This window comes from Petrocella sp. FN5, from assembly GCF_029210395.1.
Classification (GTDB): domain Bacteria; phylum Bacillota; class Clostridia; order Lachnospirales; family Vallitaleaceae; genus Petrocella.
Map to the genome: position 1 here is coordinate 1 of NZ_JARGDP010000022.1, position 23,203 is coordinate 23,203.

At 31.7% G+C, this 23,203-nt stretch carries 23 protein-coding genes; 19 read left to right on the forward strand and 4 right to left on the reverse strand.

Annotation, left to right across the window (positions count from 1 at the left end; all coding sequences use genetic code 11):
- Positions 1 to 204 precede the first annotated feature (204 nt).
- The 8 genes from P0N36_RS07360 (at position 205) to P0N36_RS07390 (ending at position 7,238) form a co-directional block, all read left to right on the forward strand.
- Positions 205 to 948 (forward strand): HNH endonuclease, encoded by a 744-nt coding sequence (locus P0N36_RS07360; protein WP_275842204.1) that lies wholly within the window; start codon positions 205 to 207, stop codon positions 946 to 948.
- A gap of 229 nt (positions 949 to 1,177) precedes the next feature.
- Positions 1,178 to 2,083 carry a GIY-YIG nuclease family protein gene (locus tag P0N36_RS07365; RefSeq protein WP_275842205.1) on the forward strand — a complete coding sequence of 302 codons (906 nt, stop codon included), beginning with the start codon at positions 1,178 to 1,180 and terminating at the stop codon, positions 2,081 to 2,083.
- A gap of 317 nt (positions 2,084 to 2,400) precedes the next feature.
- Positions 2,401 to 2,754, forward strand: a complete 354-nt coding sequence (locus tag P0N36_RS07370; RefSeq protein WP_275842206.1) for a hypothetical protein — start codon at positions 2,401 to 2,403, stop codon at positions 2,752 to 2,754.
- 515 nt (positions 2,755 to 3,269) lie between these two features.
- Positions 3,270 to 4,403: a protein kinase family protein gene (locus tag P0N36_RS07375; RefSeq protein WP_275842207.1), complete on the forward strand. Its 1,134-nt coding sequence runs from the start codon at positions 3,270 to 3,272 to the stop codon at positions 4,401 to 4,403.
- 134 nt (positions 4,404 to 4,537) lie between these two features.
- The gene (locus P0N36_RS07380; protein WP_275842208.1) at positions 4,538 to 5,095 is read left to right on the forward strand and encodes a hypothetical protein; all 558 of its coding nucleotides are present in this window, start codon (positions 4,538 to 4,540) and stop codon (positions 5,093 to 5,095) included.
- A gap of 152 nt (positions 5,096 to 5,247) precedes the next feature.
- Complete coding sequence (locus P0N36_RS07385; RefSeq protein WP_275842209.1) at positions 5,248 to 5,577, forward strand: hypothetical protein; 330 nt, start codon at positions 5,248 to 5,250, stop codon at positions 5,575 to 5,577.
- 251 nt (positions 5,578 to 5,828) lie between these two features.
- The gene (locus P0N36_RS15730) at positions 5,829 to 6,053 is read left to right on the forward strand and encodes a DUF6979 family protein (protein WP_442957183.1); all 225 of its coding nucleotides are present in this window, start codon (positions 5,829 to 5,831) and stop codon (positions 6,051 to 6,053) included.
- A 555-nt stretch (positions 6,054 to 6,608) separates the two neighbouring features.
- On the forward strand, positions 6,609 to 7,238 hold the full coding sequence (locus tag P0N36_RS07390) for an ADP-ribosyltransferase (protein WP_275842210.1): 630 nt from the start codon (positions 6,609 to 6,611) through the stop codon (positions 7,236 to 7,238).
- Between the two features lie 126 nt (positions 7,239 to 7,364).
- Here P0N36_RS07390 and P0N36_RS07395 read toward each other — a convergent pair whose 3' ends face one another.
- The 4 genes from P0N36_RS07395 to P0N36_RS07410 form a co-directional block, all read right to left on the reverse strand.
- Entirely contained in the window at positions 7,365 to 7,934 is a 570-nt protein-coding gene (locus P0N36_RS07395) for a hypothetical protein (protein WP_275842211.1), read from the reverse strand.
- 467 nt (positions 7,935 to 8,401) lie between these two features.
- Positions 8,402 to 8,899, reverse strand: coding sequence for a tyrosine-type recombinase/integrase (locus P0N36_RS07400; protein WP_275842212.1), 498 nt, complete (start codon positions 8,897 to 8,899; stop codon positions 8,402 to 8,404).
- 676 nt (positions 8,900 to 9,575) lie between these two features.
- A complete protein-coding gene (locus P0N36_RS07405) occupies positions 9,576 to 10,490 on the reverse strand; it encodes an S-layer homology domain-containing protein (protein WP_275842213.1) in 915 nt (304 codons plus the stop codon).
- Positions 10,468 to 10,719, reverse strand: coding sequence for an S-layer homology domain-containing protein (locus P0N36_RS07410; RefSeq protein ID WP_275842214.1), 252 nt, complete (start codon positions 10,717 to 10,719; stop codon positions 10,468 to 10,470). Before P0N36_RS07410 ends, P0N36_RS07405 begins: the two co-directional genes overlap by 23 nt.
- A 237-nt stretch (positions 10,720 to 10,956) precedes the next feature.
- On the opposite strand from P0N36_RS07410, the gene P0N36_RS07415 reads away from it, so the two are divergent.
- The 11 genes from P0N36_RS07415 (at position 10,957) to P0N36_RS07465 (ending at position 23,202) form a co-directional block, all read left to right on the forward strand.
- Positions 10,957 to 11,709 (forward strand): DUF1444 family protein, encoded by a 753-nt coding sequence (locus tag P0N36_RS07415; protein WP_275842215.1) that lies wholly within the window; start codon positions 10,957 to 10,959, stop codon positions 11,707 to 11,709.
- A 999-nt stretch (positions 11,710 to 12,708) separates the two neighbouring features.
- Positions 12,709 to 13,497 (forward strand): abortive infection system antitoxin AbiGi family protein, encoded by a 789-nt coding sequence (locus P0N36_RS07420; protein WP_275842216.1) that lies wholly within the window; start codon positions 12,709 to 12,711, stop codon positions 13,495 to 13,497.
- A gap of 265 nt (positions 13,498 to 13,762) precedes the next feature.
- Positions 13,763 to 14,530, forward strand: coding sequence for a hypothetical protein (locus P0N36_RS07425; protein ID WP_275842217.1), 768 nt, complete (start codon positions 13,763 to 13,765; stop codon positions 14,528 to 14,530).
- A 148-nt stretch (positions 14,531 to 14,678) separates the two neighbouring features.
- A complete protein-coding gene (locus P0N36_RS07430) occupies positions 14,679 to 15,239 on the forward strand; it encodes a hypothetical protein (RefSeq protein WP_275842218.1) in 561 nt (186 codons plus the stop codon).
- A gap of 161 nt (positions 15,240 to 15,400) precedes the next feature.
- Entirely contained in the window at positions 15,401 to 15,922 is a 522-nt protein-coding gene (locus tag P0N36_RS07435) for a hypothetical protein (protein WP_275842219.1), read from the forward strand.
- A gap of 149 nt (positions 15,923 to 16,071) precedes the next feature.
- Positions 16,072 to 16,659: a hypothetical protein gene (locus P0N36_RS07440; protein ID WP_275842220.1), complete on the forward strand. Its 588-nt coding sequence runs from the start codon at positions 16,072 to 16,074 to the stop codon at positions 16,657 to 16,659.
- A 219-nt stretch (positions 16,660 to 16,878) separates the two neighbouring features.
- A complete protein-coding gene (locus tag P0N36_RS07445) occupies positions 16,879 to 18,438 on the forward strand; it encodes an RNA-directed DNA polymerase (RefSeq protein WP_275842221.1) in 1,560 nt (519 codons plus the stop codon).
- Between the two features lie 274 nt (positions 18,439 to 18,712).
- On the forward strand, positions 18,713 to 19,465 hold the full coding sequence (locus P0N36_RS07450) for a hypothetical protein (RefSeq protein WP_275842222.1): 753 nt from the start codon (positions 18,713 to 18,715) through the stop codon (positions 19,463 to 19,465).
- 548 nt (positions 19,466 to 20,013) lie between these two features.
- Positions 20,014 to 20,235 carry a hypothetical protein gene (locus tag P0N36_RS07455; protein ID WP_275842223.1) on the forward strand — a complete coding sequence of 74 codons (222 nt, stop codon included), beginning with the start codon at positions 20,014 to 20,016 and terminating at the stop codon, positions 20,233 to 20,235.
- 55 nt (positions 20,236 to 20,290) lie between these two features.
- Positions 20,291 to 21,127, forward strand: coding sequence for a TnsA endonuclease N-terminal domain-containing protein (locus P0N36_RS07460; RefSeq protein ID WP_275842224.1), 837 nt, complete (start codon positions 20,291 to 20,293; stop codon positions 21,125 to 21,127).
- Positions 21,127 to 23,202, forward strand: coding sequence for a Mu transposase C-terminal domain-containing protein (locus P0N36_RS07465; protein ID WP_275842225.1), 2,076 nt, complete (start codon positions 21,127 to 21,129; stop codon positions 23,200 to 23,202). Before P0N36_RS07460 ends, P0N36_RS07465 begins: the two co-directional genes overlap by 1 nt.
- Position 23,203 lies beyond the last annotated feature (1 nt).

The following is a 23,203-nucleotide window of genomic DNA, read 5'->3' on the forward strand; positions in this document are numbered from 1 at the left end:
CTTAGTAAAAATATTGATATGCATATGGTTGGAAGTATAATATAAATTGATGAATATACATATGAGGTGTTTATGAAATTCGGTAATATTAATATATGGTAGTGTTGTCGAAGGATATGGTATAAAGATTCAGGAATACTAGAGTTAGGCAACATCTTGTACAATGGCTTCAAAAGGAACTGTGTGCTATTAATAGGAGGAGTAATGAATCATACTAATTTACAAAGCAATTTAGAGCGATTAAGAAACAAACAGATTGATGAAGACAAGCAGTATTTTTTAATCACAATCACCGCTAATAAAAAAGGAGAAATTTTAAGTGAGTGTTTTTCTCAATTTGCAGGATTTACTAAATCGTCTAAAAGATGTGAACTTAGAAAAGCTAGATATATTGATCCTGTGTACTGGAGAGACTACCAAAAAAGTATAGGAGAACCAGCTTTAATTCTTGATAATGAAGAAGATTTATGGGTTTTTGATATATATGGAGGTATAGCAATAATTGAAGAGTCTATCTGCGAAGAATATTTTCCACAGTTTACGACCCCATTTGAAGTAATACAAGTAGACTTTGAATATGGTTATGTTAGCCCTGAATTAGTACCTAAATATGTATTTGGCAAAGTAACACCCAAAAATAGAAGAAAAATTTTGAATAGAGATGTTAATAGATGTAAATTATGTGGAAGTTCTAAAGAAGATTGTAGGCATGTTTCATTAGAGTTACATCATATACTCCCGCAAGAAAAAGGGGGGTTAACTATTGATAGTAATTTAATTACTTTATGTCGTATCTGTCATATGAGCCTTAAACCTCATTATGATAGAGAATTATATGATTATATAACGGAAAAATCAGTTAATATGAATCTCAATGATTATGTAGAAGGACTTCAAAATTATCAAAAGATTATAAAAAGACAATTGAGAGATACTGCACCTTGGTAAGTCTTGGGAATTCCTCTTGGGTCATTGTACAAGACATTGCCTAACACGCCAGTCCCCATAATGCCCCTAAGTGTATCATATTAAGAATTTGACGGCATGGCACGACGGGAATTGCGGGAACGTTAGCTGAAATAATTCACTAGGTCAAAACATCTATAAGGTTTTAGCTGTTTTAAGTTAGTTTAAAATGCTTTAGTAATTAATTATAATAAAAATCATGGAGGTTGAGATGAGCAAAGGTTTTATATATGCGTTATTAAATCCTACAATGGAAGGTTATGTGAAAATTGGAAGAACTATTAAGGACCCGAATGAAAGAGCAAAGGAAATATCTAACGCTACAGGTGTAGCGCAGCCCTTTATCCTCGTATACCAAAAGCAATTCAACAATTGTATCGATGCTGAAAAGTACATACATAATTTTCTGCAAGAAAAGGGATACAGGGTTTCTAATAATAGAGAGTTCTTTCAATTACCTATACATGAAGCAATTGATATAATTAACTACATTTATAATGAAATTAACGAGAACCTTGGGGAAAGCGTATTTGATGAAGATAATACAGAAGAAAAAGAATTAGGGGAATCTCTTTACGAGGAAGGAAGTAAATATTTATATGGTATCGACGATTATTTGGAAGATGTAGAGAAAGCATTAGTTTTGTATGAACAGGCTAGCGAATTAGGGTTTGGATTAGCGGATATTGGATTAGGACTTATTTATTCTAGTGGGTATAGCAATAAAAAAGCAGATAAAAGAAGAGCCATTAATTATTATAAAGCTGCAATTAGTAAGGGCGAAATGCTAGGTTATTATAAGCTCGCAAAAGTTTATGGTGCAAGCAATAAGCAACTATACAATTCGGGAGCTGATGATCAATATTATCATCAGGACAATGCGTACAAATGTTGGAATTTATATTTTGATAAGCTTTTGGAAGCTAACACTATAGATGCCACGGCATTAAAAGAATATATTCAGTTCAATAAGGTATCAAGAAATGAAAAAAGATATTGCTGGCTTATTAAAAAATTTGCAGCTGATATAGAAGAGGCAATTAGAGCGGATAATTGGGTAAGGGATGTTAATGATTTGCTTAATTATCTTAGAGAATTATCTAGTTATCAAGAATAATTTTGCGGAAGTCTTTAAACGTGACGTTGTTAATGCTAACAGGATGCATATTTTGCTTAACTTTAATTATTAGGCAATTTCCGGGAATTACTTCAGCTAAGAAGATGTTCCCAACTTTTATCAGCATAAAGTGTACATAAATGGGAAATTAACGAGTTGATGTACATCGGTAACACGCAACTGTTATACAGCATTGTAGGCTTCAAAATGCTTAAGGACATTAACTTATAGGTAAGCATATTTTTAATGCTAAAGGGATTTTATATCAATTGTTTCAAGACGTTATGTTGACTGTGATCGATGAGTCTGAAGAGAATTTGATAGAATCAACTATAGAAATAGAATGTGTATTAGTAGATAAAGTGTGGTATGTTGCTGAAATTAATGATGAGTTAGCTGATGTAGCTATGTCTGGATTTATATCTGCTTATAGAGAATTAGCTAAGGTATTTGAGGAGACGAATGCTGTAGGCTATGAGTCAGATTTATCAACGCAATTGCAAAATAAGATAGCAGAGGATGAAGAGTCTGAACTTACAATCAATGATTACCTTTGGATAATAGATAATTTTGTTACAGTTGAACTTTGGAATAACACTTTTTGTCAGATTGATTATTATTTAGAACGTGGTAATGGGGCAACGGGTGGTAACATAGACATTGATTTATAATATCATCAGTTAGAATCCTCTATGTTTGAGAAAGATAAATGTGATAATTTCATTGAATCGCTTGATGATGAGTATGAGGAAGTAAAATACTTATGGAGTTTACTGTCAGATGAGATTGATTCTTTGTATGGTTTTATCAAGCAGGGTACAGGGTACAGAGGATATAGATACAAGTATATTTGTACAGTATCGAGAGGCTTTTTAAGATGAAGTGTAGAAGCTTGATACAACAAACGATTATATACATTTGATACCACTAATTAAATTCTAGCAGAAGACCCAGTGTATCGGTAGCTTCCAGGATATACTACGTTAACAACACCCTTACACGTTTGGTTGCATAGGGAGAATCCTTCGTGAGAACAAGTCAATTAGAAAGCCCGCTAAACTTTATCAGGGACGTAATTCAGTAATTGTCACTACAAGAGTGCCATTAACAGAATCATTCTATGCGGCCAGCCCATCGCAAGGCCGGAGAGTTAGGAGAAAGTAATTGCTAATGAAAGGGAAAAATTATGGGCCATAATATAGGAGATACACTTGAGTTTATACAAAGTAAACAGTACCAATTTCAGAAATCAATAGGTCAAGGAGGCACAGGACAAACCATCTTGATAAGAGATCCCATTACAGAATTTGATTTTGTATGTAAGAAATATGTACCACAGCAAATAAATTATAAAGATGAATTCTTTAAGCGCTTCATTGACGAAATTAGGATTATGTACCCGTTATTTCATGAGAATATTGTTCGGATATATAACTATTACTTGTATCCTGAATATAAAACAGGTTACATTCTAATGGAATATATTGATGGTATGAATATAGAAGAATATTTTCTTGTTTGTGATGCTTCTAAGTATAATTCTTTATTTGTAGATTTAATATCCGTATTCAGATACCTTGAAAATAAAAAGGTTTTACATAGAGATATTCGCATTAGTAATATAATGATCACAAAAGATGGCAAGATAAAACTTATTGATTTTGGATTTGGGAAGAAAGTTATTGAGAGCTACGAAGAAGCAAGTATTTTCTTAAATTGGCCAGTAACAGAAATGCCAAGCGAAATATATAAGAAAGTTTATGATCATGGAACGGAAGTGTACTTTGTAGGAAAGCTATATGAGAATTTACTTGCCACAAATAACGTAGATAGTTTTAAATATACTGCAATATTAGAAACGATGACGAGAATAGAAAGATCAAAACGAGCTATTTCATTTGCGGAAGTAGAAGAAGCAATATATGAGAGAAAGATGGTTAACGGACCTTTTTCAGATGAGCAGAAATTTGAGTATCAATGTTTTGCTGATTTATTAATGGATATAATATTTCAATTTAATAATAGTATGAAGCTTATTAATGACATAAATATTGTCGAACAAAAGCTATTTGAATTAAAGAAACATTTTATACTTGAGGATAAACTACAAGATAATTCTATGGTCGTGAGTTGTTTTGTTGAGTCAAATTACAGGTATTCTCAAAGCGTTGAGGTTTCATCAGATGCAATCAATGATTTTATAGATTTATTTACAGAATGTGATCATGATAAGAAGAGGATTATACTTTCAAGCATTCAAAGTCGCCTTCAAACAATAAGGGTTGCACTAGATATTGATGATGATGATTTGCCTTTCTAGTTTTCGTACCCCCTCCCCAATTGACATCACTTAATAGTGAATTGCCGATAAGGGGAAGAAATCTGAAGGAAGTCACATATCGGCAACTCGCAGAATGATTAGTGAAATAAAAACTTGGTCTAGTGAGGGTGAAAATGATAAAGAAAGTAAAGCTAGAGGTTGAGAGAGAAGTTAAAACATACTGGGACTTGAATCATGCTTCTGATGTGTTATTGGAAATATCAGAAGAGGTAAAAGAAGGGACATATTATTTATATATGTCAAGTTTACTGTTTTCGGCATTTACCATTGAAGCGTACTTAAATCACATAGGACCTAAAATAGTGCCTAATTGGCCTGATATAGAGCCATATAGAGCATTAGAGAAGGTCAATTTTATCTGCAATAAGATTGGGCTAAAATTTGATACAGGAAAAAGCCCGTTTCAGATTTTGAATGAGTTATTTAAATTTAGAAACAGTCTTGCTCATGGAAAATCGGAAATCATAGGGACTGATAAAGAAGTTAATGCTGATGTAGATATTTATAAGCATAAACCTCTTACGAAGAGGGAACGATTTTGCACAAAAAACAATGCGATAAGAGCTAGAAAAGATGTCAGAGAGGTAATAGATGCCATACATAAAGAATCAGGACTAAAAGGAAAACCTTTCGTTGGCGAGATAACAGTTTCAGGGTTGAGTTTGAAGTAGGCGGTATTACTCAACCCAACAGAGTGTTTTTATAATGCACAAGATAAAAGAGATGTCCACTTTGGGAATGGCCGAAACGTAAGAGGAATGTTTAAACTAATTGAATTAGATAAATTTTCTTCTGGCGGTTAAGAGCATAAAAGGAGGTTAATATGAAAGCAAAGCTCATAAAGATCCTAAGTATATTTCCATCACTATTTATTATTATGACACTCCTCACATTCGTATTGTTAAATGGGCTTTTTGAGTTGAATTCCGAGTTAGATGATGTAATGAAATATCTCGTAATTTTACTAGCAATTTTTAGTTTAGTATATATGTTAGTTATTTTCTTGATGGCCCAATATTATATTTCAAATGTCATACTATTTTCGAAGCACATTGGGTTTGGTACAAAGGCTCTTTGGACAGTACTTTTATGGTTTTTGGGATTTATATTTGTTCCATTGTATTGGAATAAATACATTAAGGAAGATGACTAGCTACAGCCTAATGTACAAACACATAGATAACTTCATCCTCCAACTGCACTTTATGGAGAAAAGAAATAATTGTGGAAGTTAATAGAAGCTTAGAAACAGGTATTATATATCGGTGAAATAAAATTGAAATATTGATGTTAAGAAGTTGTTAAATGGAATACAGGTGTTATTTGATTGACTAATGTTAATGTACTTTGAATAAGTATGTTTTCAGAGGGAGGCCAATAATAAATAAATACTGAAGGGCAACAATAAAATCAGCTAATCGAGTAAGCAAAGATATAAAACACTCTCCAATATATGCTATGGATGATTCTACACTGATTATATTTGGGGATACTACTACACAAAGGAAAAGTTGTCCCAAATCAACTTTCTTAGGTTTGTGTGAAACGGGCTTAGGAAAAGGAGCTCAACCGAGAAAATATACTAGATATAAAAAGAATAAAACTTATGTGGATATTCTTGTTAAATAGAGCCGGATGACCGGTTGAAACTAAGCCATTGTTCCGGTTAATTTGAGCCATGCCTATATTGGCAATACTATCTCATTTTTGCCTTGATCAATATCTGTATCTAATCAAAGGTTTAGTCAAGGGCTTGCTGCGATAGCAGTGGTACACCCTTGATGAAATTTTTGATTAGATATATCTTGCAATAAGGCAAAATGACCAACTGGCTCTCTTTCCGGAATGCCGGCTCAACTCTACCGGACCGATGGCTCAAAGTAACCCAGATTATTCATTATGACTAGAAGCAATAGAATTCTTGCGTAGTAGTAAAAATATGAATATTGAATGGGAAGATTTGTAGGATCATGTAACTGGAAAAACAAGAATCGCTCATGATTCTAAAATGGATGTTGTTTTAGAATTATATCTAGAAGTTTTTCTGGATATTTAAGTGTAGTTTTTGGTGGTATTGTATAACATGCTAACGGATATTGGATTGAAATTATATGAATAAATATGAAACACATATTTCCTTGCCAACACACATAGACTTGAAATAAATAAGTTGGGGAAAATATATTGAATGAATTAGAGGAAGAAATGCAAGCAAAGGACTGGATAAATGAAAACTATAATGAGTTAGTTAAATATCTTCAGATCAATGCTGAAGCGGTTGATAGTAAAAATGTGGCCTACCTTTTATATAGCTACGGTGGATCAATGGATAAATGGTACAACCAAATATTAAGGGATATGAAGGGTGATTTCAGAGAGTTGAAGAAAAAAATCGACAACAGTGATGATAGCGAATCTATAGAAGAGTTATTGTTGTTGAAAGACTTCATATCTGATTATCCTTTAGAAAAAGATTTAATAGTCTATAGATATATCAGATTAAATCTATTTGGTATTATAAAGCTTATATTGAAAAAGGTGGGATCACAGGAGATTGAGCATGGATTTTTGAGTACCACGCTACTACCATTTTGTAGTGGCATGTTAGAGCTGAAAAATAAAAAACGTTATAATACATTGCTAAAGATACATGCTAAAAAGGGTACAGCATGTATACCATTACAATTTAATGAAGAACAGTCAAAGTTGAAAGAGTATGAAATGCTTTTTCCACCAGGTATTATAATGTCTTTGACTAAAAAAACGTTCAATATTAAATCAAGGTGTATCCTTTTAGAATATCAGATTCTTTGAGTATTTAAATAGGTATATCATAAATATAAAAGGTGTCCACAATAAAACTAAAGCTTTTTACTGTAGACACCTTTTTTATTTATGGAAGTGTTTTATATATTTATTATGAAAGAGAGAGCTAAATTATTAATATCTAATTTTTTTGAGTGCTTCAGTAATAACATGTATTATTCGTTCAGCATGCTCATAGCTTAAAGTGTAGATAGATAAATTATGAGTTCTTAAAAAATTGAATATTTCAGAAATTTCTTCTATTTCGGGGTAATTAGCAAAAGCATTTTCGATGAAGTGTAATTGATCTTCAGTTCTACGCATAGTTTTCAGACAAACAGTTTTGAGGGTAGTCTTTGGTAGAAACGCTATATTTTCTTTTACAAGTTTGATATAAGGATACATATCGACGATAACATCAATCATTTTCACATAGGAATCTACTCTCTTGGTCTTGGCTATGTTATTTATCCAGTAATTCCCAATTGAATATTCATCGATTTTTTCATTAGTCTTTAGAATTTCTTTGTTAATATCATTCTTATTATTCTTGTAATAGATTAAAAAATCAATCAAGTCTGATACAAGCTCGATTTCTTGTCTTTCGTTCAAAGTATGAAAAATAGTTTTATATCGCCTATCAATGGTGTCAACTTCATTTATAGCGGTCTTTTTGGTTTTTCTATCTGTGTTTATAACTATCACTCCTTAATTTTTAAAAAATTGCTAATCTAGGTCTAGTTACACTTGTTTCTCATTAAAGGGTTATTCTTTATAACCAATTTTAAATGTAAAGTCAAATTCTCATGCTAATATATTAAATTTATTATTAGATAATAGTTCTGTTCGAAAGAATGTATTTGTCAACGAAAAAGTGAGCCAATTTGTTTAAAAAGCTAAAATCATAGATGTATTAAGGTTATTAAAAGGGTATATTAGTAAATTGATTCATATTGCTTGTTTCCTTAATAAACAATAAAAAATCAAGGGACAATTAGCGTCCCTCCATTTTTTGAGATGTGGATTATTAAGATTATGACAGAAGTATTATGTCTAGAAATTGTTTTCACTAGAACGGTGTATTTATGTGCTAGCAATACCTTTTTAAAAATGGACTGGTTGTACACTAAAATTAACGTATGACGGTTAAAAAAATCATAATAATATTATAATTATAATCTGTCTAGAGCATCTTTTATCCGATCATCAGTTATATTAATATAATAGTCAAGTAGCAGCTGAACAGAAGAATGACCTAGAATTTTAGCAACTAAAATGGGGTCGTTCTTCTCTAACAACTTTCGTGCAGTAACGTGGCGAATCATATGCGGGGATATGTTAATGGGCTGTCCATTATCATCAAAAGCATTAATTCGATTCGAATAGGATTTCAAGATTTTGTAAAGGCCTGTTCTTGAAAAAGATTGCTTTCGTTCTGAAATCAGTAAAGAATTTGAATTTGTTGGTATTTTACTACGAATTGGAAGATATTCCTTGAGGGCTGAAATAAGATCATTTGATAGAGGGAGTCTTCTATAGGCATCGCCTTTTCCAACAATGGTCATATAACCTCCACGTATCGGATTTATCTCAATGTCTTCGATTCGAAGATTCTTAATTTCACTAACCCTAAGGCCTAGTTTTAAAATCTCGAAGTAAATTATGTGCATTTTGTACCCCCTTCTATATATCTCTCTCTTTAGTTTATTAAACGTAGCATCTGAAATATCTTTTGCTTTAGGATTACCTTTTGCTTTCATAGTCTTGATGTGTTCAGCAATATTCTTATCAATATACCCGTTATGATAATAAAAATTAATAAGACTTTTTATAGAGTTGATAGCAATATTGACAGAGGACGGTTTCGATTGTTTGTTGTTTAGCATAAAAGACTTATAGTCTTTTATATCGATTATGGTCAATTGATCATATGATAAATCTCCATTTGATTCAACAAGCCATTCGAAAAAGAATAAACAATTTCTAATATAGGTGTCGATAGTCTGAATGCTTTTGTCTTGTTCGATGAGATAATTTTGATATGCTTCTAAATGATATTTGTTAGTTAAAATTTCCTTTTTATTTATATCCATAATTAATTCCTTTCTAATAGTGATAATAGATCATACAAAATCATCTATGTGCGTTTCAAGAAAAGATTAAAATAGAAAAAAAATTCTTATGATAACAATTTGTTGGTCTTATTTATATTTTGGCAAACAAAGCAATGCGGGTTTGGGGGTATTTATTATATTGGATTGTCAACATAAGACTAATTATGTTGAATGATTTTGAGCATAAAAAAAGACATATTAGATTGTTTAATCTAAGAATGCCTTTTAAAACTTATTTTTTATAAATATAATTAACGACACCTTCGAATTGATTGTCTCTAATAAAGTATTTTCGACCATCTAATGTGCCTTCTCTTTTTACAAAAGCATTATAACCATCAACTTCCATCATAAGGTCATACACTTGTTGTGTTTTTGTTGGGAAAAATACCGATAATAATTGTTTTAAAATTTCTCTATTTTGGGGGCTATCTCTATTATAATCTATATAATACGGCCTTTCAACATAACCTCCACTTGGATTGTGGTGAAATGTCACCATGATTGAATAATTTCTTAAATTATCACTTCCTGGGGGAAGAAAAGAAAGTTTTGTATAATTTAAATAGCTTTTTACAACGAAATTATAATCCTTATTGCCATCAATCAGTTTCATTGTTTTGTTGTAAAACTCAATAGCCGTTGGTTCTTTAATAATAAGAGGATCTCCATTAAATGTTAGAGGTACACCTTTATGATCTAAAAAGGTTCCGTTTCGATTAATAGAGACTTCTGATGTTAAATCTACTTTAGGCCTAATACTTGGATCAATTAAACGATGGATCATAATACTAGCTTCCGCTCGTGTTGCATTTTTCCCTGCTCCAAAAGTGCCATCCGGATAACCCGTCATAATACCTGTTTGAAATGATTTTAATATAAAATCTTGCATAGATGCATGTGTTGAATGATAGTCCTTAATTTTCGCAATGTATTTGTCTTTATTATCTTCAGTGATTTTTTCACCATTGGCCACTAACCCTCTATAGATAATTCTAGACATCTCTCCTCTTGTGATATTTCGGTTGTAATCTGCGCTTTTAAATTCACCTGAAACAACAAGACCTTTTTCTTCGGCATAAGAAACATATCGCTGATACCATGGACCACTCTTCATTGGTGGATTATCGATCATATGATCGAACAACAATTGTTAAAAACTCTCCAACTGTAATTGTCTGACCCGGTCCAAAAGAACCATCCGGATAACCATCAATTAACCCTTGCTGCGTTAATATTGTTACCCCCAAATGGAACCAATCCGATGTCTTAACATCATTAAATTTAGTGTCTGTTGCATGCGATTGAAAATTTAAAAATGTGATTAATATGAGCGTTGTTAATAAGAGTGATATAAATCTAGTTACTTTTTTCATGTGACCTCCAAAAATATTTTTTTTTGCATATCAGTATCAGTATAGAGTATACAATGAAAAAAGCAACTATATTACGAAAGAAGACTTCGCTTTTTGAATAATGAAATAGATAGATAATAAGGATTTGAGTCTTGATAAAGTAAAGCATAGCATAGAAATATATTTATTAATAAAAACTTGAAAGTGTACTAGTATAGTAATTAAAATGTCTCTATTAAACATTTGGAGGTATTTTTTATGGATTATAAGGAATTTAAAAAAAGAATTATTGAGAAGTTTAGAATTAATAATCAGGCTTTTAAAGAGAAAGATGAAAAACTTATAGTTGATTTCAAAGGCTATAGATGCGAAGTTGACTTAGAGTTGATTTATGCTGAAGTTAAAAAAGAAAAAGGACTTAGTATTGATGATTCTTATCGAAAAATTATGTATGTATTTGAAGAAAACTACAAAAAGATTAACCAGAAAGTAGACTGGCATCGGGTTTATCCTGTTATTAGACCCAAAAATTTTGAAGATGGATCAAATATGTTTCATCAAGATCTATTTCTTGACTTAGACCTATATTTAGTTGAAGATTTTGACGATACAATTAGATTTATAAAAAAGGATGATGTTGAAGATGAATATTTTGCTGTCAAAAAAGCATTCGAAAATCTCAATAGGGTCGAAGCATATTTAGTTCCACTGAATGAAAAAAGTGGTATTTATTATTCTCTTCCTGAAAATGGTTTCAGTGCAGCAAGAATAGTCACTAAAAAAATGCAAAAACAGATTTCTTCAATTTTAGGGGATAGCTATTTGTTGCTCATTTCTGATGATGGTGGCTTTATTGTGGCTAGAAATAGTATAAGGAACTATAGATTATTAAAAGATATGACGGAGAAACCGGATTTTGAGCATCGTATTTCAAAAAAAATATATACATGTGAAAATGGTATGAGATTTAATTACTACAACAATAAAGATATATTTAGAATCATCAAATAAAAGGAAGGCAGCCAATCCAATGGTTGCCTTCCTTCTTTTTGAGGTTTTCATTTATAATCATAATTGTGAAAGGAAAACTATAGGCATCATTTAGCTAAGATCCGGAGCTTTCGTAAAAACATTGTCTGAATATCTAGTAAGTGATAAAATTAAAAACAGGGGCATTAAATAATTGGGGATTTAAGAAATAATTCAGGATTTGATAGAGTTCTTAGATTTATAACCCATTATATAAAAACTGAAAAGAGCTAGTATTGCAGAATTAGGATTTGTTAGAAAAATTTTTATTAACAGACTTAAAGAATTTAGTTTAGTAAACATTCATTCTAATCAGAATTTTTTCGAAAGATTTTGATAGCTAAAATGGTGGTCGTTTTTCAATAGGGAAAAGAAGAAAGCATAGAATCACTTTGTTGTCAAAGAAGATGCTTGATCAATTGATAATATACTATAAAGTATTTCTGCTTAAGATACTGCTGTTTGAAAATACTTTACAGGATGGTTCAAACAGCTTGAGTAACGTGTAGTAGGTTTAGAAAAACAGCTATAATGGATGAAACCAGATGTGAAGCAACTTTCACAGGTCAAAAAACGCCTTTAAAGAATTTCGGCTAGAAAGCATATTCAAGCTACGATACGGATATAGAAAATTTTGCTATTAAAACATATGAATTATGGAAGATAATATCTTCAACTATTCAATCAGTAGAGCCGTTTTTCACTATGTGCTATGCGGATGACCCTTTGTCATGGGGAGACAAAGAGCAAACAAGAAAGCTGTATGAAAATATGTTTCGGTTCTATGATGAGAAATGAAAAAAATCTGATTGAAAGCAAAGTTAATGATTTTGATTAATGGCTATTGGTAGCTTCCATTGATTCCATCGCCTAACAGCGAGTTGACGATATGGGCTTTGAACAATGAAGGATGCCACACATAGTCAACTCACAGAACGTTATGTGCAATATTCACTTGGTTACGAATATAGGAGAAATGTTATGTCGAGATTAAGTTCAGATACACTATTTCATTATGTACATAGGAAGGAGTATTTGCTAGATATTCTACTTAATGATTTTCATCCAAGGTACGTTAAGGAGAAGCTGTTATTTCAATCGGGTGAGTTACAAGAGGTTGCTATGCCTATGCTTTGTTTCTGTGATATTACTTTGTCTAATATTAGTGAACATGTTGAATGGTATGGATCCTATGGAATAGGGATGAAGAAGGAATGGGCAATAAGTAAGGGACTGACACCGGTTCACTATTATAATCCTTTATCTCATGTTATAAAAGAACTTTCAGTTTCAATTGATGGTATGAAGAAGGCACTAGACTTAAATGGAGACACCAATTTAATACATAGTTTCATTGGATATTATTACAACTTATGGTTTATGAAGCAATATAATGGTACACAGTATAAACCGAGTTTGAATAAGGAGGTAGAAAAGAAATTCTACGATGAGAGAGAGTGGAGATATATTCCTTCACTTGAGGAATTACGGAATTTAGGTAAAGGGACTAGTATGTCTATAGTTGGGCAAAATCTCTTACGATTTAATAGCAATCCTACATACAAGCAAGAGATTAATAATAAGTTGCGTGAAGATATTTCATTAGATTTTGGTCCTTCTGATATTTCATATATTATTATTAAGGATGAGAGTGATAGAGCAGATATGATTCGAAAGATAAAACATGCAAAACAGAAATTTGATAGAGATACAATTGAGTTGTTGTTTAGCAAGATTGTAAGTTTGGAGCAAATCAGAAAAGACTTCTGACCACTTGTCGCGAATACTGCACATAACAGAACCTTCCCACAAGGGTCGCAAATGGCGAAGGGTATCACATATTCAAGGTTATCAAAGGTTTACAATCAATGAATCATCGAAGTCATGCGACCATATCCAGCAAGCTAAGCCCGTCGGGGCGCCAGTTGAATTAGCCACCACAAAGGTGCCATGAGCAACCGACTCTAAGCTGCCAGGACGTTGGGAAACCGGAACGTTAGGAGAAATTAACTACTAGTTCAAAGAGGAGAAATTGATGGTTTGTTTGATTAAATTTGGTGAACTTGAATATATGAAGAAATTGATTGACGGAGAATTCTATTTTTCTCATGCGAAGCGTTTTAGAGAGCTTGAGGATGAGTTGATTAAGGGTCAAGGTGATAAGTTTGAAGGTAAAGCCGTGGTAAATACTATGAGTGTCAGAATGTATGATCCAGATACAGATGAGTTTTTGGGAGAGTTAAAGACAGATTTGATGACTTTTAGTGCAGCGATGGTTACCAATATTCCAGTTTATTGCTTATCAGTGTTTTGGCAAGATGATTGCATTTTTTATAAGGATAGCGATAATTATGCACTTCATTTTAGTGATGATATAATTAAGACAATTCGAGAACATTTTCCTAAAGCAGATACAGCGGCAATATTCCATGCTCCACAAGATTTATTAGCCGTATTAGAAGAGCAGACTAAAGGTACGTTGGTTCACAATCCTGTAGAGTATCTAAGTGTTAAGCCTATAGGAATGGAGTGGATTAGATTTGTAGGTGCTGATGATATCGAGAAAATTGATGGAGGATCAAAACTTTCGATAACAACTAATAATGTACATAGAACGTTATTTGCCAAGGATACGTTTTTTAGAGACGAGAAAGAGTATAGGGTCTTGATTAGAGATGAACAGATTTCTACTCCTGAAGTAAGGACGTATAACATTGGCAATTCAGGTACTTTAATTGATATGGAGAAGTTATTTCGAAAAGGTCTGAAGGTTGTGGATGCTTCCGTAGTTAACTTCTCCTAACAGCGAGTTGACGACATGGCTTTTTAATTGGAAGGATGGCACATCGTCAACTCACAGGACGTTATGCATAATAGTTCCTTAGTTAATGAGCTAACTCAATCAAGGATTAGCATATTAACACAATAAAAGTATATTAGGGTGGTATATTATGAACCAACATGATATTGAGACATTACAAATTTTTAACGAAAAGGCGGATAAAATCTTCACGTCTTCTTTTGTCGAAGATTTCAAAAACAATGGTATTAAAATGAATATAAAAATTGATGGTGGAATTGGGCATATTCCTACGATTAATATTCCAGACGAAAGTTTTTTTGATGCATTAATACTAACACTAAGATTTTTTATTCAAGATAATGAAGAAATATCTATTAGAAATTTAAATGAAGTTTACAATAAAGATAATATTAAGAAAGAATTGAAAGATGAGTTTAATGGTACTAGAAATGAATTGATTAATTTTTTAGGATTCAACTGCCATATTAATGATAATGGCAAGAGTTACAGTAGAAGAGAAGTATTTGATATTTTTATCTATGGTAATTATGCTCATCATACAAAAAGAAAAGAATATCAAGTACTTAAGAATAACAAATTTCTATATCCAATGTATTGCTATGAATTTACGAATATTTTATTGGAGTATATAAAGAGTATTGCTAAAATTGAAGCAATTAATGTTGAACTACTAAATATTAATTTATAGTTTACATAATGCTTCCAGGAACTACTTCGCATACCACGCCAATTCCCATCATGCCCTGTAGTGTAAAACAATGGGAAATTAAACGCATGGCACGACGGGAACTGCGGGAACGTTAGACGAAAGAAAAGACTAGGATTAATAGAAAGATGAAGGTGTATTTGATGGAAACAATGGCAGCATTAGGTGGGATTATAACAGGGATATTATTAACGGAGTTATTTAGGCGATACAATCGTATTGAGTCATTTAACAATCAGATATTTAATGAAAGATTAGAAACTTTCAATTTACTCTATCAGTTACTGCAAGACTCCTATGTTGAGATTAATGAATTCCTAGATAATAGAAGTAAGTACAATGATGAAGAGTGGAATCAGATAGCACATTCTTATATATTCAAAATGGTTCAGTTTAATGATGTGAAGGGATTTTTCTTTTCAGATGAGTTGAAGGTTCATACAGGAGCATTGTATATGGGTCTTGAAGATGTGAGTTTTGAATATGTAAGTGAATATATAGAAGGTTTTTCAAGAACTCATAAGAACACGATAGAGATGGTAATGAATGAGTCTGGCATCAGTAAGATTAATAAGTCGTTGCATGGAATCATAGGATACAAGCATGACTCACCAATAATTAGGTATTTTAGGCAATTAAAGAAGAAAGAACGTAAGAAGAAGTGATTTTGGTGGTAGCAAAGTTCAGCGTAAGCTACCGTCTTATCCTTCGTCTAACACGCCAGTTGCCATCATGCACCGTAACAAGGAGAATGTACACGACGGCAACCGCGAGAACGTTAGCTGACATATTTATTAGTTTATAGGAGGATATAATGGGAGAGGCAATTTGGAGTATAATATCAAAATTAGCAGAAGTTTTTGATAAGAATTATGATACTAAGAAGGCAATAAAGATTATATTTATTTTAGTTATTTCGGGTGTTATAGTAATCACTGCTTATAGCTATTTCTCGATGGATTATCGAATAGCTACTAGAATTGAGAATCTGGATAAATTGTCGCAAATTGATATTGAGTTAATTAAATCAAATCCAGAATTGCATAAGGAGTATAAGTCGATTCTTAATGATATTGGCAACAGATACTTTTGGGAAAATATTAATCTTTCGAAGATAAATATTATAGGTTCCGGTAAAGCGAATGGGATGCTTAAGTTTGTTACAGGAGGATCTATATGGTTTTTAATATTGCTCTTTACACCATTCATTTATAAGAGTCTTAAGGAATTTTTAATTGCCTTTTTTCTGTTCATTGTTATGGGTTGTATATTTGGATATATAAGCTATGTTATGCCTACCTTTATAGTTCCGATGGTTAACTATATCGGAAGCCCAGTATTGCAATTAACCATTTTTATTTGGCTGATGTATAAGGGAGACAAGAAGAAAAAGAAGAAGTGATATGGGTCCATAAATACGTCAGCTAACACCATAATTACGCTTCGGGTCGCCCTAAGGAACGTCGTTGGAGACTAAGGCGACCACATACAGCCCGCAAGCCCGTCGGGTCAGCACTCACATTAGCCAAGGCAATGCTGCCACGAGCGAGTATTTCAAGGCGGCCGGTACGTCGTAATCTCAAGACTTTAGACGGAATTAATCTATTTTATAGGAGGATTTATGTTTGGATTAGATAGTAAATTTGTTAAGAAGATGAATCATAATAAGGCAATTTCTAGAATATTGCATGATGTTAATTCTGATTTTATAATTTCCCCTCATTATAATGCGGTTTATAAGTATGCATCCGATGAACTTTGGAAGATTTTGAAATCACAGTTAGGCAGTGGTAGTTATAATCCACTGTTGCCTATAACAACAGAAGTTCCAAAGAAGTCAGGTCTTACAAGACCTGGTGCAATTCTAAATCCCATAGATAGACTACTATATCAATTATTAATTGATATAGTAGCAGAGAAGATAGAAGCTGGAATTGACAGAAAGAGAGTTTTTTCAAATGAATTCGACATTTGTGAGATTGAACCGGAAAAAATGTTTGTTCCGGTATCAAAGAAATACAAGGAATTACGTGCTAAGCTTGCTGAACACTGTAAAGCTATATATTATGATTTCGCTTTAGTTACCGATATAGCATGTTATTATGAACGGATATATCAACATGTCTTAGTTAATATATTACGCTCAACTACAATAGAACCTGAATTAGTGAGTATTATAGAAAAAGTCCTATCAGCGCATACATCAAAAGATTCACATGGTATAGTGCAAGGGATATATCCTTCAGATATACTTGGAAATTACTACTTGACTGCATTCGATTCATACTTGAATTCAAAGGATATTGAGTTTTTGAGGTTTGTTGATGATTACTGGATGTTTTTCACTACGGAACGTGAAGCAACTAAAGCTTTGATTGATATATGTAACTATGTTAGAAAAGAAGGGTTATATTTAAATGAGCATAAAACTAAGATTTTAAGTACAGATGACTTGCATTATGAAGAAACCGAAATTGATAGACTGTTTGATTCTGCAAAGGAAGAATTAGCAAATATTGAATTGGATTCATTTGGTTACAATTTTGATCCGTTTGATATAGATGAGTTTGATGGTGAGATTGAGGATGAAGCATTAAAGGAGCTTTTTCAAAGAAGAACAGATTCAGAGAACTTATCTGATAAAATTGATAAGTTCTGCTTACCAAGACTTGCAATTCTTCAAAGTGACATAGCAGTTGAAGAAGCTATTGAAGGTTTGATTAAATCACCTCATTTAACTAGTGTTTACATGAGGTATTTAAGAGCTATGATTTCAGAGGATAATAATATTATCGAGCGCCTTGAAGATTTATTTAATCGAAATAAATTGAATTATGATTGGCAAGTAATGTGGCTATTAGGCTTATTTTATTCAGTTGATAATATAAGCGACAAATTACCCATGCAAGCATATGCAATCATGGAAGATAACAATCGGTCTGAAGTTATAAGAGCTATGTGTGCATTAGTTGCGAGTAAGCATGGTAATGGACCAGTTCGTAGACTGATTAGAAATCGTTACTCAAGTGAACCATCTAGTTATGTTAGAGAAGCAATTCTTTATTCGACTAAGCATTTTCCATCAGCGGATGATAAAAATGCTTGTGTCAAAGCTTGGGAAGGACATTCGGAAATGAACAAACTGATTGTAAAAGCAATGAAATCTGAAGCTTCCGATTAACTTCGCTTAACAATGAGTTGACGATATTATCTTTGAACAAAAATGGATTCCACACATTGCCACCTCACAAGAAGTTTTGTTTCTACCAGAGGGAATATATCTCAATTAGACTCTCGGAATATTAAAAATACACGTTAAATTTCAGAATTAGCCCCAATATATCTATATTATTTTAAATATTATAGTAGTCAAAATGAATTTTTTAAATGTCATGTAAATGTGCAAAAAGTAACAAACATTTCCGTTTGAGGGAAGTAACAAAGGAGAATACAGTATGAATGAATTTGGTAAAAAGAATTATAAAAATATAAGAATATTTATATACCGACAATTATTGATGATCCCAGTGCTTGTAGCATCAATCACTCTAGGTGGAATTGTTTTAGATACTTTACTAGTATATGAAACAACTCTACTTAAACGAGCTCAAACAGCATATTTTGACAATGACATTAATAAGGCGGTTGAGTACTATATGAAAAATGAGAAATCAGATATAGCCTTAAATAATCTTGGCTATATATATTCGAAAAGAATGGAATTTGATTCACACATAACAATAGCAAAAGAATTTTATCAAAGAAGTGCCAAGCTTGGGAATGAAGCTGCATTAGAAAACTTGGTTTGTATATATAGGGAAGATGGATTTAGTACAGAAGAAGTTATTGAAATTTTTAATTTGGCTTATCGCATAGGAAATTCCAAAATTTTGGAATTGCTAAAAGAAATTTTAGCACATGAAAATGTCCTAATAGAAATAGGAAATATATCTGATGATGAATACTATTTTTTAAGTAATAATGAAAAGAAAGCTATTTTTGAAGACCTTGCAATAACCACAATGATGAACCTTGTAACTGTTAGGTATGATTATGGGGAAACAGAAATAAATCAAAAGGGAGAAGTTGAAATTTATGAAACGGTGGATGAGATTAAACAACCAAGAGAAATTGAGAAGAGAATTATTGAGATCCTAACAGATGAGAATTTTAAGCATGAACGATATATTAAATTATATATGAATTAAAATAGTAAGTGATTAATATTCTTATTTCAGAGAAAATACTGACGTCAAAGTACCCTTGTTGATAATAATTACAGAAGCTATGAAGTTCAAGTTAATATTTAATCGACTAATTGAAAACTAGAATAATAGTATAAAAAGGAGTTAAGTTCAGAGTATAAGGACTTTACTCTTTTTTATTTATAACTATCCTTATTGATAAGTGAATAATCTTGATCACTTTGAGCCACCAGTCCAATACAGTGAGCATGGGGTGTTGGAGAAGAATATTTAATAGGCTAAATAATTATCTATTTCAAAAGAAAATAAAGCATATGAAAATCATACATAGTGACTGAAATAGTTAAGTCTTCTTTTTGAAATCAATTTTATTTTAACGATAAAAATAAATTGAAATAAAAAATTGAAAACATAATATTATTACGGGTTAAAGATTGTTATAGTTGTATTAAAAAGCTCTATATAAGTGGTTTTAAAGTATTATTTTTGTTATAATAATATTGAGAAATTAATAAAAATAAGATAAAAAAGACGATAAAATGGAGGGTTAAATGGAAATAAAAACAGTTGAAAAACGAATAGAATTGATAGCGGCAATAGGAAGCACTATGGTTGGTATTTGTACTTTTTATATGATGGCGATGATTGAAGATAAGTACTTTTCGGTTATAGGAGATAAAATTATATATCCAATACTTATATTTGCTACTTATCTATTTTACACAAATCATAAAAATCTTAGCAGAGTGTTTAAGAAATCGGAAACCGCTTAGGCTTGAGACCAGACTTCCCAGAAATGGGAAGTTTTTTAATAGGAGGACTTATTTTATGGCAAAACGAAAAAATGAGTGGAATAATAATGTGCTACAAAAACGGATAAAAGAAGGGCGTGGTGAAGGTTTTAAAGAAAACTATAAGCCGTGGATTCTTAGCGAAGACTTATCAAGTATGGGTTCTTCTTATCGGCTGTTGGGAATAAAGACCAATCGACTCCATCATCTTTTTAGTAAGACCATGTATGAACTTTTGTTATTGGCAGAGTATGCTGATGCTGTAATTGATATAAGAGAAAATTATCCATTGTTCGATTTATTTGAAGTTGTGCCTCAAATAGAAGACTTTAATATGAAAAATTTTCGGGACAAAGATAGCAATAAGTTGTTTATTCAGGCGGTATCCTTTTTTTTGACTTGTAGGGATGCACAAGGTAAAGAATATCAAGTTGCTAGAAGCGTTAAGTATGCTTCAGAATTAGAAAAGAAGATCACAATGGATAGGATGGAGATTTTTAAAAGATATTTTAATGAAAAAAATATTGACTGGAAAATTGTTACGAACAAGCAAATCAATAAAGTCGTCATTAGTAATATTGAATATTTCAGGGAAGGTGCTACAACAATAAGCCTGGTAGATTTTGATGACAATGAGATTGAAGAACTTATTGAAGTTTTGATTTATAGATTACTAAATAGTGATGATGTTATTGAGTTGATACTTAGAAATTTTGAAAATGATTATGATATCAATCGAAGTGAAAGCGTGGTTATTTTGAAAAATATTTTTTGGAATAAAAAAATACTCTGGGATATGAAAAAGCCATTTACATTAAAATCAAAGCGAGCTGGTTATAAAAAAACAGAGGAACTAAGAGAGGTGGATATTTGATGCTAAAAATTAATATGATTTTAGAATATGCAACTCAAGATAAAGCTAGTAATATGTTTAGAATTTTGTGGTTTGACGAGTCATGGGTAATTCTAAGTGACATTGAAACAAACAGAGTGCCATTTTCAAGGGTTAAAAAAGATATACTTAGTGAAATCAAACTGGGAAAAGCAAATATAATGACTATCGACCCTTTTGAAAATATTAATTATGAATTGTCTGATAAATATAAAGACAAATTGGAGATGGATTGGATTCTAATTAAGGATTTAGTTGAAGAAGTTCCTGAAATATTTAGTTGCACTTATAGAAACAAAAAAATTCGAGAGATTGCGAAAATAAGGGGTAGAAGTGAGCAGTATATTTTGAGTTTACTAAAAAAATATTGGTGCAGAGGAATGACAAAATTTTCTTTAACAAATAACTATAAAAATTGTGGAGGAAAGGGTTTAGAGCGCCTTAGTTCAAGTGATAAGAAGCGTGGTAGGCCCAGAAAAAATCCGGTTGAGACAGGTGAAGGGAAGAACATATCGGAGATTGATAAGAGAAATTTTAATATAGCTTTGAACAAGTATTATTATACAACATCAAAAAGATCACTAATGATGACCTATGAATTATTAATCAAAGATAGGTACGAAAATGAGGTGTTCAATAACAAAGAAATTCCGACGTATAATCAATTTTTATATTGGTTCAATATGAATAAAAGTATAAAAAAAGAAATCATTTCAAGAAGTGGAAAAAAAAGATTTCTAAAAGATCATCGTGCTATAACTGGGTCAAGTCTTGATGGTGTAAATAATATTGGCATAATGGAAATTGACGCTCACATATCTGATACATATATTATTTTGGAGACCGGAGAATCATGTGGCAGACCAACAGTATTCATCTGTATAGATCGTTTTTCAAAAATGATAACAGGCTTTTGGGTCACCATAAATTCTAGTTTTGAAGGGAATATGATGTGTCTTTATAACGTGACTAGAAACAAAAAGGAATTTTGTGCTATTTATGATATAGAAATTAATGATGATGATTTCTTATGCGAGGGTGTTGTGCCTAATAAATTATACTGTGATCGAGGTGAATTAGATAGTAAGAATATTGAAGAATATGCAGAAAAATTAGGGATAAAGATTATTTTAAATGCAGCAAACCGTGCTGACCTTAAAGGTACAATAGAAAGATTCTTTAAATTACTTGAAGATCATATACAGCCCTTTGTTACAGGGAACGTCAATCCTAATCAGCAAAGGGGTGATAAAAATAATCAGTTAAACGCAAGGTTGACCTTACGTCATTACACCCGAATAGTTATTAAAACGATAGTCTATTATAACAATCATTATGTACTTCAAGGATACGAACGAACGTTAGATATGATTAATGATAACGTTAGTTGCATACCATCAGAGATTTACAAATGGGCGGAAAAAAAATATGGAAACCCTATGCGTAAAGTAAGTGATTGGCAGGTCCAAATCACTTTGCTGCCAAAAGCACAAGTATCCATTACAAGAAAAGGAATCAAATTTAAAGGGTTATATTATTCCAATTCTCGTTATTTAAAAGAGGGAATACTAATCGAAGCTGGAATGAAATCATTAAGAGTTAAAATATCTTATGACCCAAGAAATATGTCAAAGATATACATTCATAATGATCAGAGGGTAGAAGGGTATGAGGTTGCTTATATGACGGATTATAGTCAAAAATATAAAGATTTAACATATGAAGAGATTATATTATTATTTGATTCAGAAAGACTAAAAAATCGTATTGATGAAAAAGAGAATAAGGCTGCCAAGTTAAAACTAATTGAGGAAGTTCGAAATATTGTAGATAATGCAGAAGAAAATTACAAAATGAATCGTGAATTTTCACCTTCAAAAATTAAGCAACTTGAGAATGTTAAAGAAAATCGAAGGATAGAGAAAAGTAGAATTCAGTCAGAGAACGCATTTGACATAAATTTAGATCAGATGGGTTCGGATAATTTGATAGACAGCAATGATTTTCACAATGCTGAAGTTGAAGATTTTTATAAGATTTTTAAAGAGAAAGGATAGA

Coding starts and splice junctions, on each gene's coding strand:
- P0N36_RS07360 (WP_275842204.1), top strand. CDS start 205: ATGAATCATACTAATTTACAAAGCAATTTAGAGCGATTAAGAAACAAA.
- P0N36_RS07365 (WP_275842205.1), top strand. CDS start 1,178: ATGAGCAAAGGTTTTATATATGCGTTATTAAATCCTACAATGGAAGGT.
- P0N36_RS07375 (WP_275842207.1), top strand. CDS start 3,270: ATGGGCCATAATATAGGAGATACACTTGAGTTTATACAAAGTAAACAG.
- P0N36_RS07380 (WP_275842208.1), top strand. CDS start 4,538: ATGATAAAGAAAGTAAAGCTAGAGGTTGAGAGAGAAGTTAAAACATAC.
- P0N36_RS07385 (WP_275842209.1), top strand. CDS start 5,248: ATGAAAGCAAAGCTCATAAAGATCCTAAGTATATTTCCATCACTATTT.
- P0N36_RS07400 (WP_275842212.1), bottom strand. CDS start 8,899: ATGCACATAATTTACTTCGAGATTTTAAAACTAGGCCTTAGGGTTAGT.
- P0N36_RS07410 (WP_275842214.1), bottom strand. CDS start 10,719: ATGAAAAAAGTAACTAGATTTATATCACTCTTATTAACAACGCTCATA.
- P0N36_RS07415 (WP_275842215.1), top strand. CDS start 10,957: ATGGATTATAAGGAATTTAAAAAAAGAATTATTGAGAAGTTTAGAATT.
- P0N36_RS07420 (WP_275842216.1), top strand. CDS start 12,709: ATGTCGAGATTAAGTTCAGATACACTATTTCATTATGTACATAGGAAG.
- P0N36_RS07425 (WP_275842217.1), top strand. CDS start 13,763: ATGGTTTGTTTGATTAAATTTGGTGAACTTGAATATATGAAGAAATTG.
- P0N36_RS07430 (WP_275842218.1), top strand. CDS start 14,679: ATGAACCAACATGATATTGAGACATTACAAATTTTTAACGAAAAGGCG.
- P0N36_RS07435 (WP_275842219.1), top strand. CDS start 15,401: ATGGAAACAATGGCAGCATTAGGTGGGATTATAACAGGGATATTATTA.
- P0N36_RS07440 (WP_275842220.1), top strand. CDS start 16,072: ATGGGAGAGGCAATTTGGAGTATAATATCAAAATTAGCAGAAGTTTTT.
- P0N36_RS07445 (WP_275842221.1), top strand. CDS start 16,879: ATGTTTGGATTAGATAGTAAATTTGTTAAGAAGATGAATCATAATAAG.
- P0N36_RS07450 (WP_275842222.1), top strand. CDS start 18,713: ATGAATGAATTTGGTAAAAAGAATTATAAAAATATAAGAATATTTATA.
- P0N36_RS07455 (WP_275842223.1), top strand. CDS start 20,014: ATGGAAATAAAAACAGTTGAAAAACGAATAGAATTGATAGCGGCAATA.
- P0N36_RS07460 (WP_275842224.1), top strand. CDS start 20,291: ATGGCAAAACGAAAAAATGAGTGGAATAATAATGTGCTACAAAAACGG.
- P0N36_RS07465 (WP_275842225.1), top strand. CDS start 21,127: ATGCTAAAAATTAATATGATTTTAGAATATGCAACTCAAGATAAAGCT.